The 13,435-nt window shown below is 70.2% G+C and carries 12 protein-coding genes; 1 reads left to right on the forward strand and 11 read right to left on the reverse strand.

The window, feature by feature from the left end; translation table 11 throughout:
- Nucleotides 1-173 precede the first annotated feature (173 nt).
- The gene (gene hflX, locus BLT62_RS13155) at nt 174-1,763 is read right to left on the reverse strand and encodes a GTPase HflX (protein WP_083364471.1); all 1,590 of its coding nucleotides are present in this window, start codon (nt 1,761-1,763) and stop codon (nt 174-176) included.
- A 43-nt stretch (nt 1,764-1,806) separates the two neighbouring features.
- Here hflX and BLT62_RS13160 point away from each other — a divergent pair, with 43 nt between their 5' ends.
- Nucleotides 1,807-2,427, forward strand: coding sequence for a class I SAM-dependent methyltransferase (locus tag BLT62_RS13160; RefSeq protein WP_083364472.1), 621 nt, complete (start codon nt 1,807-1,809; stop codon nt 2,425-2,427).
- A gap of 33 nt (nt 2,428-2,460) precedes the next feature.
- Here the strand turns inward: BLT62_RS13160 and dapF are convergent, their stop codons facing one another.
- From dapF to BLT62_RS13210, 10 genes are all read right to left on the reverse strand, one after another.
- Nucleotides 2,461-3,342, reverse strand: a complete 882-nt coding sequence (gene dapF / locus BLT62_RS13165; protein WP_083364473.1) for a diaminopimelate epimerase — start codon at nt 3,340-3,342, stop codon at nt 2,461-2,463.
- A 9-nt stretch (nt 3,343-3,351) separates the two neighbouring features.
- Complete coding sequence (miaA, locus tag BLT62_RS13170; protein ID WP_083364474.1) at nt 3,352-4,365, reverse strand: tRNA (adenosine(37)-N6)-dimethylallyltransferase MiaA; 1,014 nt, start codon at nt 4,363-4,365, stop codon at nt 3,352-3,354.
- Nucleotides 4,365-5,960, reverse strand: a complete 1,596-nt coding sequence (miaB, locus tag BLT62_RS13175) for a tRNA (N6-isopentenyl adenosine(37)-C2)-methylthiotransferase MiaB (RefSeq protein ID WP_083365464.1) — start codon at nt 5,958-5,960, stop codon at nt 4,365-4,367. The genes miaA and miaB overlap by 1 nt, the downstream gene beginning before the upstream one ends.
- A gap of 18 nt (nt 5,961-5,978) precedes the next feature.
- Complete coding sequence (locus tag BLT62_RS13180; protein ID WP_083364475.1) at nt 5,979-6,971, reverse strand: regulatory protein RecX; 993 nt, start codon at nt 6,969-6,971, stop codon at nt 5,979-5,981.
- Nucleotides 6,972-6,984: 13 nt separating this feature from the next.
- Nucleotides 6,985-8,097 (reverse strand): recombinase RecA, encoded by a 1,113-nt coding sequence (gene recA / locus BLT62_RS13185; RefSeq protein WP_083364476.1) that lies wholly within the window; start codon nt 8,095-8,097, stop codon nt 6,985-6,987.
- Between the two features lie 273 nt (nt 8,098-8,370).
- Complete coding sequence (locus BLT62_RS13190) at nt 8,371-8,601, reverse strand: DUF3046 domain-containing protein (RefSeq protein ID WP_083364477.1); 231 nt, start codon at nt 8,599-8,601, stop codon at nt 8,371-8,373.
- A gap of 163 nt (nt 8,602-8,764) precedes the next feature.
- Nucleotides 8,765-9,073, reverse strand: coding sequence for a helix-turn-helix domain-containing protein (locus tag BLT62_RS13195; protein ID WP_083365465.1), 309 nt, complete (start codon nt 9,071-9,073; stop codon nt 8,765-8,767).
- 179 nt (nt 9,074-9,252) lie between these two features.
- Entirely contained in the window at nt 9,253-9,792 is a 540-nt protein-coding gene (locus BLT62_RS13200; RefSeq protein ID WP_083364478.1) for a CinA family protein, read from the reverse strand.
- An 8-nt stretch (nt 9,793-9,800) separates the two neighbouring features.
- Nucleotides 9,801-10,421, reverse strand: coding sequence for a CDP-diacylglycerol--glycerol-3-phosphate 3-phosphatidyltransferase (gene pgsA / locus BLT62_RS13205; RefSeq protein ID WP_083364479.1), 621 nt, complete (start codon nt 10,419-10,421; stop codon nt 9,801-9,803).
- A gap of 6 nt (nt 10,422-10,427) precedes the next feature.
- Entirely contained in the window at nt 10,428-13,331 is a 2,904-nt protein-coding gene (locus BLT62_RS13210; RefSeq protein WP_083364480.1) for an FtsK/SpoIIIE family DNA translocase, read from the reverse strand.
- Between the last annotated feature and the right edge of the window lie 104 nt (nt 13,332-13,435).

Genomic DNA, 13,435 nt, shown 5'->3' on the forward strand with positions numbered 1-13,435 from the left:
CGCGGTGCAGGGGTGTCGAACCGTCAGGCCGCGCACCACCGCACAGTGCGGGTGTGGTTGCGGGCGGATGCCGGGCTCGGCTGTCGCTCTGGTTGCCGTCAGACGGCAACAACGTTTCACAGAGAATACAACGGGCGGTCAGCGGCCGGCAGGCTGTGACCGAATGTGACGGGCTAGGCCTCGAGGGCGCCGGCCGGGGCGCGGTAGGCCGAGAACAGGGCCTCGAGGTCGGCGGCGATGCGCGCGTGCACGAGGGTTCCGGTCTCGACGTACTCGGTCGAGATGACCCGGCCCTTCTCGTGCAGCAGCGAGATCAGGTCGCCGCGGTCGTACGGCACGACGAGCTCGATGGCGAGGCTCGGGTCCGGCAGCATCTCGCCGATCGTGGCGAGCAGCTCGTCGATGCCCTCACCGCTGCGGGCGGAGGCGAAGAGGGCGCGGGGCTCGAGGCCGCGCAGCACCATTCGGGCGTCGTCGTCGATCAGGTCGGACTTGTTGAAGACGATGAGCTCCGGGATGTCGCGGGCGCCCACCTCGCCGATGACGTCGCGCACGGTGGCGATCTGGCCGGCCGGGTCGGGGTGCGAGCCGTCGACGACGTGCACGATGAGGTCGGAGTCGGCGACCTCCTCCAGCGTGGAGCGGAACGCCTCGACGAGCTGGTGCGGCAGGTTGCGCACGAAGCCGACCGTGTCGGCCAGCGTGTAGATGCGCCCGTCGGCGGTGGTGTTCTTGCGCACGGTGGCATCGAGGGTGGCGAACAGCGAGTTCTCCACCAGCACGCCGGCGTGGGTGATGCGGTTCAGGATGCTGGACTTGCCGGCGTTGGTGTAGCCGGCGATGGCGACGGAGGGCACCGCGTTGCGGCGGCGGTTGGCCCGCTTGGCCTCGCGGGCGGGCTTCATCGCGGCGATCTGCTTGCGCAGCTTCGCCATCCGGGTGTGGATGCGGCGGCGGTCCAGCTCGATCTTGGTCTCACCGGGGCCACGGCTGCCCATGCCGGCGCCGGCGCCGCCCACCTGGCCACCGGCCTGGCGCGACATGGAGTCACCCCAGCCGCGGAGGCGGGGCAGCAGGTACTGCAGCTGGGCAAGCTCGACCTGCGCCTTGCCCTCGCGGCTCTTCGCATGCTGGCTGAAGATGTCGAGGATGACGGCGGTGCGGTCGATGACCTTCACCTTGACCACGTCTTCGAGTGCGCGGCGCTGGCTGGGCGCGAGCTCCGTGTCGGCGATGACGGTGTCGGCGCCGAGAGCCTGCACGATGCCGGCCAGCTCGCGGGCCTTGCCGCTGCCCAGGAAGGTGCTCGGGTCGGGGTTGGGGCGCCGCTGCAGCAGGCCGTCGAGCACGGTGGCACCGGCGGTCTCCGCCAGGGCGGCCAGTTCGCGCATCGAGTTCTCGGCGTCATCCACCGAGCCCTGCATGTAGATGCCGATCAGGACGACGTTCTCGAGGCGCAGCTGGCGGTACTCGACCTCTGTGACGTCTTCGAGCTCGGTGGAGAGGCTCGGCACGCGCCGCAAGGCGTTGCGGTCGTCGCGGTCGAGCTGCTCGCCGTCGCTGAACGCGGCGGCGCCGGTCTCGGTCTGCAGCGCCTGCGCTCCGCTGGCGAAGATGCCGGAGCTGAAGTGGGCGCTGCCCGCCGACCGGGCCTCGGCGCTGGCCAGCACCCGGGCGACGACGTCGTCGCTCTCGAATGCACCGTCGCCGTCAAAGGCGTCGGTGCCGGTGCTGTCGTTGGTGGTGTTGCTGGCGTCAGTCATTGCTCTCAGTTTACGGGTTTCAATCTGCGATAGATTCGCTGGTATGGCTTCAGAGCATTACTTCAGCGCGGATCCGGGGAGTGAGCTCAAATTGCGCCGCATCCAGGTGCGCCTCGGCGGGCAGGACCGTGAGGTCACGACCTCCAACGGAATCTTCAGTCCGGACCACATCGACCAGGGCACCGAGGTGTTGCTGCGCTATGCGCCGACTCCCCCGGCGACCGGCAATCTGCTGGACCTCGGCTGCGGCTGGGGCCCGATCGCCCTGACGCTGGCCCTGGAATCCCCGGAGGCCACCGTGTGGGCCGTCGACGTGAACGACCGCGCGCTGGAGCTGGTCCGGCGAAACGCCGAGGAGCTCGGCCTCGGCAACGTCCGGGCCGTGCGGCCTGAGGACGTGCCGGAGGACGTGCGGTTCGAGACCATCTGGTCGAACCCGCCCATCCGCGTCGGCAAGGACGTGCTGCACTCGATGCTGCAGCACTGGCTGCCGCGCCTGAAGCCGGGCACCGACTCCTATCTGGTCGTTCAGCGCAACCTCGGCTCCGACTCGCTGCAACGCTGGCTCGAGGCGGAGTTCGCCGGCTCGCTGGAGATCGCCCGCGAGGCCATCAGCAAGGGTTTCCGGGTGCTGAAGGTTACCCGTCCGGACGCCGCGGAGTAACCAACCGCGTGCCCGGCCGGGCACGAGTGTCCTCTAGCCGAGGCTGAGCACCCCGTCGAAGACGAGCTCGGCCGGGCCGGAGAGCGCGACGTGCTCGCCGTCCTCGGTCGGGAACATGCGCACGCCGAGCACGCCGCCCGGCACCTCGACCCGCCACTGGTTGGGCGCGCCGGCGCCGGCCCAGTGCCGGACGGCGAGGGCGGCGGCCGCCGCGCCCGTGCCGCAGGACTGCGTCTCGCCGGAACCGCGCTCGTGCACCCGCATGCGGAAGCGGCCGACGCCGTCGTGCACCAGTGGGTCGGCCGGCACGACGAACTCGATGTTCGCTCCGCCCTCCGGGGCGGGGTCGAGCTGTGGGATGTAGCCGAGGTCGGCGGCATCGAGCTCGGCATCGTCGGCGAGGGCGACGACCACGTGCGGGTTGCCGACGCTGATGCCGAGGCCGGGTCGGGCGACCGGGAGGTTCTTGGCGCGCACGAGCGGCTCGCCTCCGGCCAGCCGCCACCGGCCGAGGTCTACCTGGAAGCCGGTGCGATTGCTCTGCACGTCCCGGACGCCGGCGCGGGTGCCGATCGAGAGGGTGTCGCCGGCTGGCAGCTCGGCCAGGCCCTGGTCCAGCAGGAAGCGGGTGAAGACGCGGGCGCCGTTGCCGCACATCTCAGAGGGGGTGCCGTCGGCGTTCCAGTAGTCCATGAACCAGACGGCGTCCGGGTCCTCGGCCAGCGCCGCGGCGCCCTCCGGCAGGGCGTCGGAGCGCACGGCCCGGATCAGCCCGTCGGCGCCGATTCCGAAGCGCCGGTCGCAGACGGCGGCGATCTGTGCCGGGCTGAGCGGGTGCGAACCGTCCGGGTCGGCGAAGAGCACGAAGTCGTTGCCTGTGCCCTGGCCCTTGGTGAAGTGGAGGTCGAAAGCCATGCGCCCAGTCTAAACGGCGGGTGTGCTCCGGCCGGCCTCGGCCGGCGCTGCGCCGGCCGCCCGCCAGGCGGACAGCGCTGCGTCAACGCGGGCGGCGCCGGCATCCGGCCCGTCCTGCTCCGTCGCGGCCGGCAGCCAGTGCGCGTGCGGGTAGCGCTTGAACCAGCTGACCTGCCGGCGGGCGTAGCGGCGGGTGAGCTGCTGCGTCGCCTCGATCGCCTCGGCCCGGGTGCTGCGGCCGTGGATCTCGTCGATGGCCTGGGTGTATCCGATGGCCCGGCTGGCGGTGACGCCCTCCTCGAGGCCGAGCGGCAGCAGGGCGCGGGCCTCGTCGAGCAGGCCGTCGGCCCACATCTGCTCGACCCGACGGTCCAGGCGCGCGGTGAGCTGCTCGCGCTCGGAGGCCAGGCCGATGACGGCGAGCGGGTGCCAGGGCTCTGGCTCGTCCGGCAGGGCGGCCGCGTTCGGCTCGCCCGTGATGGCGATCACCTCGAGGGCGCGGACGATGCGCCGGCCGTTTGTGGATCCCACCCGGAGCGCGGTCGCCTGGTCGAAGGCGGCCAGCCGGCGGTACAACAGGCCGGGTCCGAGCTCGGCCAGCTCCGCCTCGAGTGCGGCCCGGATGACGGGGTCGGTGCCCGGGAAGCGGAAGTCGTAGACCAGTGCGGAGACGTACAGCCCGGAGCCGCCGACCACGATCGGCACCGCCCCGCGCGCGCGGATGTCGTCGACGACCGCCCTGGCCTGCTCCTGGTAACCGGCGACGGCCGCCTCGTCCCGCACGCCGAGCACGTCGAACATGTGGTGCGGGATGCCGCGGCGCTCGGCGAGCGGCAGCTTGGCCGTGCCGATGTCCATGCCGCGGTAGAGCTGCATCGCGTCGGCGTTGACGATCTCGGCCGCGATGCCGTCGGCGGCGAGGCGTTCGGCAATGTCGAGGGAGAGCGCGGACTTGCCCGTGCCGGTGGCCCCGACGACGGCGATCAGCGCGGCCGGGTCTGCCCCGGGCCGGCCGGGCCGCATCAGCGCAGCTCGTCGTCGGTGTTGTAGATGGGGACGGTGCTGGCGCCGCCCGCGCGCAGTGTCGGGAAGCCGAGGAGGACTGGCCCTGGCGCGCCCTGGCCGCCGTCGGCGGCGCCGGACGGCACGCCGCAGGACTCCGCCTCCTGGCGGTCCCAGGCGTCGCCGGAGCGGGTGCGCCGGATGGCGAGCGGGGCGTCGTCGACGGAGTCGGCGATGAGGAAGAACGGTGCGGCCTGGGTCACCGTCACGGTGACCACGTCGCCGGGGCGCGGCGTCTCGGAGCCGGCCGGCACCTCGAAGTGCACGAGGCGGCTGTCCTCTGCCCGCCCGGAGAGGCGGTTCGTGTCGGCATCCTTCTTGCCGGCGTGGTTGCCGACGAGCACTTGGACGGTGCGGCCGACGACCTTCTCGTTCTCCTCCCAGGAGATGCGGTCCTGCAGGGCGATGAGGCGTTCGTAGCGCTTTTGGACGACCTCCTTGGGGACCTGCTCCTCCATGGTCGCCGCCGGCGTGCCGGGGCGGATGGAGTACTGGAAGGTGAAGGCGGTGGCGAAGCGGGCCTCCTCGACGACGCGCAGCGTCTCCTGGAAGTCCTCCTCGGTCTCGCCGGGGAAGCCGACGATGATGTCGGTGCTGATCGCGGCGTGCGGCATGCGCTCGCGCACCCGCTCGAGGATGCCGAGGAACTTCGCGGAGCGGTAGGAGCGCCGCATCGCCTTCAGCACCCGGTCGGAGCCGGACTGCAGCGGCATGTGCAGCTGCGGCATCACGGAGGGCGTCTCGGCCATCGCGTCGATGACGTCGTCGGTGAAGGCGGCCGGGTGCGGGCTGGTGAAGCGGATGCGCTCGAGGCCCTCGATGGCGCCGGCCGCGCGGAGGAGCTTGCCGAAGGCGAGCCGGTCGCCGAACTCGACGCCGTAGGAGTTCACGTTCTGGCCGAGCAGGGTCACCTCGAGGGCGCCGTCGTCGACGAGGGACTGGATCTCGGAGAGCACCTCGCCGGGGCGGCGGTCCTTCTCCTTGCCGCGGAGGGCGGGCACGATACAGAAGGTGCAGGTGTTGTTGCAGCCGACGGAGATGGACACCCAGCCGCTGTAGCTGGAATCGCGCTTGGTGGGCAGCGTGGAGGGGAACGTCTCCAATGCCTCGAGGATCTCGATCTGCGCCTCGTCGTTGTGGCGGGCCCGCTCGAGCAGGCTGGGCAGGGCGCCCATGTTGTGGGTGCCGAAGACGACATCCACCCAGGGCGCCTTCTCCAGGATGACGTTCTTGTCCTTCTGGGCCAGGCAGCCGCCGACGGCGATCTGCATACCGGCATGGCGGCGCTTGACGCCGGCCAGGTAGCCCAGGTTTCCGTAGAGCTTGTTGTCGGCGTTCTCGCGCACCGCACAGGTGTTGATCACGACGACGTCGGGCTCGACGCCGTCGGCCTTGATGTAGCCGGCGGCCTCGAGCGAGCCGCTCAGGCGCTCCGAGTCGTGCACGTTCATCTGGCAGCCGTAGGTGCGCACCTCGTAGCTGCGTGCTCGCCCCGCGGCATCGTGTGACGCCGACGACGGCGCAATGATCGTGGGGTTCTCGCTGACGGTGCTCATGATGAGCACTAGTTTAGATCAGCGGAACCGAACGCCGCCTGTCGGCCGCTTGCGGGCGGCGAGGGCCGCCTTCACCGCGTCGCGCACCACGCCGGACCCGTAGCCCTTGCGCATCAGGAATCCGGTGAGACGCCGCTCGGCGGTGGCGTCGTCGTAGGAGCTCAGCTGCCCGGCGCGCTTGACCGCCAGCTCCATGGCTCGCGCCCGCTCCTCGTCCTGGTCGGACTCCCCCAGCGCCTCGCTGACGACGGCCGGGGAGATCCTGCGTCGGTTGAGTTCCTGCTTGATGGAGGAGGCGCCGAGGCCCTTGCGCCGGCGCAGCTGGTCGATGATGTTCTCGGCCAGGCGGAGGTCGTCGAGGTAGCCGAGGCGCACCATCCGCTCCACCCATTCCTCGAGCTGCTCGGCCGGCAGGCCATTCTGCTCGAGGAACTGCTCGACCTCGACGATGGACATGTCGCGTCTGGCCAGCTTCTTCAGGAGCGCGCGCTCCAGGGCGTCGGGGTCGAATTCCTCGACCTCGTCCTCGTCGTCCGCCTCGTCGCTGTACTCCTCGGTCCAGTCGCCCGGCTCGGCGAGCTGGCGCGGCAGCGCCACCGGCGCCGATGCGTCGAAGCCGCGCTCGGCCAGCTCGCGCTCCGGCTCCACCCAGGGGCGTCGGAATGCGGTGCTGCCCATGCCGGACTCTGTCGTGACGTCGACGCCGGGTGCCGCCCACGGCAGGTAGCTGACCTTCGCCAGCGGCTCCGCCTCGGCCGGCTCGCCCGCGGGCTCGTCGACCTCGGGTGCTGCGGGGCGGGGCCGGACGGCGCGGGGCTTCGCGGCCATGGGCTTCGCGGCCGCCGGCGTCACGGGAGCCGGCGTCGCGGCAGCCGGCGTCGCGGCAGCCGGCGTCGCGGGAGCGTCCTCCGCGTCCGGCGTGCCGGGGCGGCCGCCCGGCTCGGCGTCGATCTGGGTGTTCTCACCCTCGTCGTCGCTCGAGCCGTGGCCGCCCCACCATCCGATTTCCATGATTCGCCTCGGGCTAGGCGCCCTTGCGGGCCTTCAACTTCTCGACGAGCGGCGTCTCCTCGGGGGCGATGCCCGCCGCGGCGTCTTCCGCCGCCTTCTTGGCGGCCTCCGCCTTGGCTGCGACGCCGGCCGGGCCGATGCCCAGCTTGCCGAGCAGGCGGGTCTCGATGTCCAGGGCGATGTCGGGGTTGCGCAGCAGGAAGTTGCGCGAGTTCTCCTTGCCCTGGCCGAGCTGGTCGCCCTCGTAGGTGTACCAGGCGCCGGACTTCTTGACGATGCCGTGGTCGACGCCGAAGTCGATCAGGCTGCCCTCGCGGGAGATGCCGACACCGTAGATGATGTCGAACTCGGCCTGCTTGAACGGCGGCGCCATCTTGTTCTTGACGACCTTGACACGGGTGCGGTTGCCGACCGCGTCGGTGCCGTCCTTCAGCGTCTCGATACGGCGGATGTCGAGGCGGACCGAGGCGTAGAACTTGAGCGCCTTGCCGCCGGCGGTGGTCTCCGGGCTGCCGAAGAAGACACCGATCTTCTCGCGCAGCTGGTTGATGAAGATCATGGTGGTGTTGGTCTGGCTGAGGCCACCGGTGAGCTTGCGGAGCGCCTGCGACATGAGGCGGGCCTGCAAGCCGACGTGGGAGTCACCCATCTCGCCCTCGATCTCGGCGCGCGGAACGAGGGCCGCCACGGAGTCGATCACGATCAGGTCGATGGAGCCGGAGCGGACGAGCATGTCGGCGATCTCGAGCGCCTGCTCACCGGTGTCCGGCTGGGAGACGAGGAGCGCGTCGATGTCGACGCCGAGCTTCTTGGCGTACTCCGGGTCGAGGGCGTGCTCGGCGTCGATGAACGCGGCGATGCCGCCGTTGCGCTGGGCGTTGGCGATCGCGTGCAGCGTCAGCGTGGTCTTACCCGAGGACTCCGGGCCGTAGATCTCGACGATGCGGCCGCGGGGAAGCCCGCCAATGCCGAGGGCGACGTCCAGCGCGATCGAACCAGTGGAGATGGTCTCAACGGGTGCGCGCTCGTCGCTGCCGAGGCGCATGACGGAGCCCTTGCCGAACTGGCGGTCAATCTGGGCGAGAGCGGTTTCGAGCGACTTCTCGCGGTCTGCAGGTGATGGCATTTCGGTCTCCTTTTGCTGGTTCGATTCGCCTATAGGCTGTCGTGTTCGAGTCGGCGGAATGAGATTCCCTGGGACGAACTGACAAGGCAGTCAGCAGTTCTTCCGCTGATGTTTTCGACTGTACGCCGACCCTCTGACACGAGGTTTTGCACGGGCGTAGTGGTGGAGAACGATCAGCTCAAGCGCTGCTGTGCAGGAGCCTAGTACGAACCGAACAAATATTCGAGCCCAGAGCGGCGTGTCGGCGTCCGGAATCGAAGGCGTTGCGGGCCGCTAGCTCGCGGATGCCGGCTTCGGCAGGCCCACGCCGTACCAGCGCTCCCGCGGGACGTCGGTCTCAGCGCAGATCGCCAGCCACACCTCGCGCGGTTGCACGCCGTCCGCCAGCGCCTGGGCGGCGGTGCGGTTTCCGAGCGCGGTGAGCACCAGGTCGGCCTGCACGACGGCGGCGTATGCCGGGCCGAACTCGGTGGCCATGGCCAGGTTGAACTCACTTCGACGCATGCGACAACGCTAACCAGTGCCGGCCGGGAATCACAATCGCGCCGGAGGAGGCCGGCACCAATGCAAAACGACAGGCCGGTCAGAAGACCGGCCTGTCGAATGTGTGTCTCCGTCGCGCGTCACACCGTTGCGCAGCGACCGAGGAAATAGTGAGTCTGCGTGGTTATCGAACCATCATGTCCACGTCGAAGTTCACGACGAACTCGTCGGGAACGGTGTCGGGGATCGGGTCGATGCCTTCGAGAACGGCGAGACGATCGCCGACCTCACGCATGATGACCGAAATCGGGGTGTCGAGTGCATCAGCAACCGAAGCGAGAATCTCGCTCGAGGCTTCTTTCTGGCCGCGCTCCACCTCGCTCAAGTAGCCCAAGGCCACGCTGGCCTTGCTGGCAACCTGCCGAAGGGTGCGCCCCTTCTGAAGTCGGAAGTCCCTGAGTACATCGCCGATTTCTTGACGAACCAGAATCATCGGAACCTCCTCCATATTTATCAAGGCCCAGAGGCCTGTTAAGGAGGTCAGTTTATCCGAACCCCCCACTGCACCGACTCTAGCGGTGCACACTGGGCTTTTCTTGTGAATTCGTGGGGTGTAACCGCACTTTGTGCGCTTCTATTCCACGGCGGAGCAGGAATATGCACACGGTGCCCTCACGCGTGTGGGCGCTGCCCGTCCAGCGCCTCTCGGAGCGCCTCCAGCGCGGCGTTCACCGACGCGGCCCGCACGGCGGAGCGGTCCCCCGCAAGGCGCAGGCCGACCGAGCGGGTGCCGGCCGCCGAGGCCACGCCGAGGTAGACGACGCCCGGCGGTTGGCCGTCTTGCGGGTCGGGCCCGGCGACGCCCGTCGTGGCGATTCCGTAGTCGGCGGCGCGGCCGTCGACGGCGAGCACCCGGCGCACGCCGTCGGCCATCTGCCTGGCGACCTCCGGGTCGACGGCGCCGCGCTCGGCGAGCAGGGCGGCGTCGACGCCGAGCACGCTGTGCTTGATGGCGGTGTTGTAGGCGACGACGGCCCCGCTGACCGCGGCGGAGGCGCCGGGCACGGCGATGAGCGTCGCGGCGAGCAGGCCGCCGGTCAGCGACTCGGCGATGGCGACGGTCTCGCCGCGGCGGGTGAGCTCGGCGATGACGCGGGCCGCGGCATCCGGCGTCAGCGCAGTCGTCGGCTCGGGCTCGGCGGGGGTGGGCATGGTGCCGCCTACAGGCCGCTCTTCTTGAGCTTCGCGGCGTCGAGGAGGTACTGCACGCCCGTGTAGACGGTGATCAGGACGGCCGCCGTCATGGCGATGCCGTTCACCCAGAACACCCAGTCGCCGAAGAGCGTCCAGAACGGCAGCAGCGCGAGCGAGATCGCCACGGACTGCACCAGCGTCTTGAGCTTGCCGCCCTTGGAGGCCGGGACCACGTTGCCGCGGCCGAGCTCGACGAAGCGCCACACGGTGATGCCCACCTCGCGCACGACGATGATGGCCGTCACCCACCACGGGAGTTCACCCAGGATCGACAGGCAGACCAGCGCCCCGCTGGTGAGCAGCTTGTCGGCGATCGGGTCGAGGATCTTGCCGAGGTCGGTGACGAGGTTCTTGCGCCTCGCGATGGCCCCGTCGATGCCGTCGGTGCCGATCGCGACGATGAACAGCACGGCCGCCCACCAGCGCAGCGCGCCGTCGGCACCGTTGTCGGCCAGCAGCATCCAGAAGAACAGCGGCGCCAGCAGGATGCGCACCCCGGTGATCACATTGGGTGCGTTCCAGTTGCTGGGGCGCGCTGCGGGCGCCGGCTGCGCGGGGCCGCCGGACGTGGTGTCGCTGGGTGTCATGTCTGGCTAGTCCCTACCGGTCAGATTCCAGGCGTCCTCGTCGGTGTCACCCTCGACCTCAGGGTACCCCTCCGACATCTTCGCCACGGGATCGCCGCCGTAGGGGTCGTGCTCGGGGACGGGCGCCGGGGCCGGCGCGGCGGGCGCCGCCGCCTGCTCGCGCGGCTCCTCGCCGCGGAGCTTGGCCAGCACCCCGCCGAGCTGCTCGGCGGTGACCAGCACGTCGCGGGCCTTGGAGCCCTCGGACGGGCCGACGATCTCGCGGCTCTCCAGGAGGTCCATCAGGCGTCCGGCCTTGGCGAAGCCGACGCGGAGCTTGCGCTGCAGCATCGAGGTGGAGCCGAACTGGGTCGACACGACGAGCTCGGCGGCGGCCAGCAGCAGCTCGAGGTCGTCGCCGATGTCGGAGTCGATCTCCTTGCGCTCGACCGAGGCCGCGACATCCTGCCGGTACTCGGGCCGGGCCTGCTGGGTGACGTGCTTGACGACCCGCTCGATCTCGGCCTCGCTCACCCAGGCGCCCTGCACTCGCAGCGCCTTGGACGCGCCCATCGGCAGGAACAGGGCGTCGCCCTGGCCGATCAGCTTGTCGGCGCCCGGCTGGTCCAGGATGACGCGGGAGTCGGTGACGCTGGTCACGGCGAAGGCGAGGCGGGAGGGCACGTTGGCCTTGATCAGGCCGGTGACGACGTCGACGGAGGGGCGCTGGGTGGCCAGCACCAGGTGGATTCCGGATGCCCGGGCGAGCTGGGTGATGCGCACGATCGAGTCTTCGACGTCGCGCGGGGCGACCATCATCAGGTCGGCGAGCTCGTCGACGACGACCAGCAGGTACGGGTAGGGCTTGAGCTGGCGCTCACTGCCGGCCGGCAGGATGATCTCGTTGTTGACCACGGCCTTGTTGAAGTCGTCGATGTGGCGGAAGCCGAAGCTGGCCAGGTCGTCGTAGCGCATGTCCATCTCCTTCACCACCCAGGAGAGGGCCTCCGCGGCCTTCTTCGGGTTGGTGATGATGGGCGTGATGAGGTGCGGGACGCCGGCGTAGGGCGCCAGCTCGACGCGCTTGGGGTCGATCAGCACCATGCGCACGTCGCTCGGCTTGGCCCGCATGAGCAGCGAGGTGATCATCGAGTTCACGAAGCTGGACTTGCCGGAGCCCGTGGAGCCGGCCACGAGCAGGTGGGGCATCTTGGCGAGGTTCGCGACGACGTAGCCGCCGCCGACGTCCTTGCCGACGCCGATCGTCATCGGGTGGGTGCTGTTGGTGGAGGCGCCGGAGCGCAGCACGTCGCCGAGGGTGACGATCTCGCGGTCAGAGTTGGGGATCTCGATGCCGATGGCGCTCTTGCCAGGGATGGGCGAGAGGATGCGCACCTCGTTGGAAGCGACGGCGTAGGAGAGGTTCTTGGAGAGGGCGGTGACGCGCTCGACCTTGACGCCCGGGCCGAGCTCGACCTCGTACTGGGTGACGGTCGGGCCGCGGGAGAAGCCGGTCACCCGCGCGTCGACGGAGAACTGCTGGAGCACGTCGGTGATCGAGCGCACGACCTCGTCGTTGGCCTCCGAGCGGGTCTTGGCCGGGGCGCCGGCCACCAGGGTGGAGGTGGACGGCAGGTTGTACGGCGCCGTCGGCCGGGCGGGGGCACCCTCGCCGATGGCGGCCTCGTCGAAGTCGTCGCCCTCCAGGCCGAAGCCGGGCAGCACGCCGGTGGCGGCGAGGTCGTCGCTCGCATCGTCGGCGCCGTCGGCCTGCAGACCGGTCGACCCGCGCTGCAGGCCCACCTCTCCGGTGTAGCGCTGCAGGGCGGCCTCTGCCTTGTCGAGGTCGCCGAGCACCTCGGTGTTGTAGCCCTGTGCGGCGGGAACGGTCGGCACGGTGGGAGGCGAGACGGGGGGCGCCGCGCTCGGCGCGCTCTCCAGCGCGCTCTCGAAGCCGCCCTCGCCGGGCTGCTCGCCGAACACCGCGGTGAGGTCGTCGACGATGGCGCCGCCGAAGTCCGGGTCCTCCTCGCGCTGCGAGTTGTTGCGGCGCCACCAGGGCAGCGTCCCGTTGCCGGCCGGCTCCTCATCGTCATCGAGATCGTCGATGCCGGCGAGCTCCACCTGCTTGCTGGCGCGTTTGTCGGCTTTGGCGGCCGCGCGCTCCTCCGGCTCCTGCAGCTGCTCGCCGAAGAGCCAGGCGTAGAGCTCGCGCAGGCGCTGCGGCAGCCTGTTCGGCGGCGTCTTGGTGATGATGAACAAGGAGAGCAGCAGAAGCAGCGAGACGACGATGCTCGCGCCGATGGGCGTGATCAGGAGCACCAGCGGCGCGGCGATCATCCAGCCGAGGATGCCGCCGGCGCGGGCGAGCACGGGCATGCCGTCGGCCGGGGCCGGCTGCCCGCCGAAGATGTGCGAGAGGCCGGCGACGCTGACCAGCAGGATGCCGAGGCCGATGCCGATGCGGGTGTTGTCGTGCACGCTGGCCGGGTGCCGGAACAGCCAGCCGGCGAAGAACAGCATGATCACGGGCAGGGCGAACGCCACCCGGCCGACCAGGCCGCCGAAGCTCCAGGCGTCGAGGTTCCGTGCGAACTGCTCGTTGATCAGGAACCACTCCACGACCGCCCCGGCGATGGCCAGCAGCACGAGGAAGAAGGGCAGGCCGTCGCGGCGCTCGTCTTTGGCGAGCTTCTCGGGGCCGAGCGCGCGGAAGGCGCCGCCGGTGAAGTGGGCCAGGCCCATCCACATGCGCACGATGAGGGCCGGCTTCTCCTGCACGGCCTCGAATTTCAGCGTCTTCTGGGCAGCGGTTTGACGCGGTGCACGCTTCGTCGGGGTCGCCCCCGTCTTGGCGGCCGCCGTTTTTGGCACAGAGGCGCGCCCTGAAGTGTTGCCGCCGCGCCCGGTCGGCTTAGTGCTCGTTGCCATAGATTCCACGGTACTTGGGCCCGCCGACATTCGCTCGCAGGCGGCGGCGAGTGTTGGAACTGTGATGAGTGCTCACTATCCTCCCCGGAGGCCTCCCGCGGAGG

It is taken from the genome of Microterricola viridarii (assembly GCF_900104895.1).
Taxonomy (GTDB): Bacteria; Actinomycetota; Actinomycetes; order Actinomycetales; family Microbacteriaceae; genus Microterricola; species Microterricola viridarii.

Coding starts and splice junctions, on each gene's coding strand:
- miaA (WP_083364474.1), bottom strand. CDS start 4,365: ATGCGGCCCGGCCGGCCCGGGGCAGACCCGGCCGCGCTGATCGCCGTC.
- BLT62_RS13160 (WP_083364472.1), top strand. CDS start 1,807: ATGGCTTCAGAGCATTACTTCAGCGCGGATCCGGGGAGTGAGCTCAAA.
- BLT62_RS13210 (WP_083364480.1), bottom strand. CDS start 13,331: ATGGCAACGAGCACTAAGCCGACCGGGCGCGGCGGCAACACTTCAGGG.
- BLT62_RS13195 (WP_083365465.1), bottom strand. CDS start 9,073: ATGATTCTGGTTCGTCAAGAAATCGGCGATGTACTCAGGGACTTCCGA.
- BLT62_RS13200 (WP_083364478.1), bottom strand. CDS start 9,792: ATGCCCACCCCCGCCGAGCCCGAGCCGACGACTGCGCTGACGCCGGAT.
- BLT62_RS13180 (WP_083364475.1), bottom strand. CDS start 6,971: ATGGAAATCGGATGGTGGGGCGGCCACGGCTCGAGCGACGACGAGGGT.
- pgsA (WP_083364479.1), bottom strand. CDS start 10,421: ATGACACCCAGCGACACCACGTCCGGCGGCCCCGCGCAGCCGGCGCCC.
- BLT62_RS13190 (WP_083364477.1), bottom strand. CDS start 8,601: ATGCGTCGAAGTGAGTTCAACCTGGCCATGGCCACCGAGTTCGGCCCG.
- dapF (WP_083364473.1), bottom strand. CDS start 3,342: ATGGCTTTCGACCTCCACTTCACCAAGGGCCAGGGCACAGGCAACGAC.
- hflX (WP_083364471.1), bottom strand. CDS start 1,763: ATGACTGACGCCAGCAACACCACCAACGACAGCACCGGCACCGACGCC.
- miaB (WP_083365464.1), bottom strand. CDS start 5,960: ATGAGCACCGTCAGCGAGAACCCCACGATCATTGCGCCGTCGTCGGCG.
- recA (WP_083364476.1), bottom strand. CDS start 8,097: ATGCCATCACCTGCAGACCGCGAGAAGTCGCTCGAAACCGCTCTCGCC.